The sequence below is a fragment of the Mesorhizobium sp. M7D.F.Ca.US.004.01.2.1 genome (assembly GCF_003997785.1).
In the GTDB taxonomy this organism is placed as follows: Bacteria; Pseudomonadota; Alphaproteobacteria; order Rhizobiales; family Rhizobiaceae; genus Mesorhizobium; species Mesorhizobium loti.
This window is the reverse complement of sequence record NZ_RZRQ01000744.1, coordinates 1-575: the sequence shown is the minus strand read 5'-3', so window position 1 is coordinate 575 and position 575 is coordinate 1. Positions and strand designations below refer to the sequence as shown.

At 63.1% G+C, this 575-nt stretch carries 1 pseudogene; it reads right to left on the bottom strand.

Going from position 1 to position 575, the window contains the following annotated elements:
- A pseudogene (locus tag EN993_RS36585) lies at positions 1–570 on the bottom strand (hypothetical protein); the annotation flags it as partial.
- Positions 571–575: the final 5 nt, after the last annotated feature.

Here is a 575-nt window from a genome sequence, read left to right as displayed (position 1 = left end):
GTCGAGCACGCCGGGTACCTTCCAACGCGTGTCGCCGGTACCGTTGCCGGCGATCTTCTGCACGGCGTCCACCAGTTCTGAGTCAAATATTCTGCCGTAATCAGGGCCTGTTACCGCTCGCAGCTCGAGGCGTCCGTTCTCGATTTCCAGCGTCTTCACCTGCTCGGCGCGGTGGTTGAGGAGACCGTGCTGAAGGTTGATCGCGGCGAGCGGAGCCGGCAGCTGACGCAGATAGGTGGCCGGTGCGCCGACCAAACTGGCGAGTTGGCCAAAACTCCAATGCGTGGGGGCAACAGGGGCAGGCGCATCGGGCAGCATTAGCCTTAGGCGCTCCGGATCGTCGCGGCTGGCCTCGACGCGGATCAGCTCACTTTCGACGATGCGGGTCTTGCTGCGCTCCGACCGGCTCTTCACCGCATTTCCAAGGTCGTTGAGCGACAGGTATCGCTCGTCCGCCGGCCGGTTGAACCATTCTGACGACACGCGGCCAATACGCTGGCCGCGGCTGGGGTCGACCTTGTAACCGGCACGCTCGTTGCGCTTAGGCGCAAGAATTTCCATCTGGGTCATAGGTG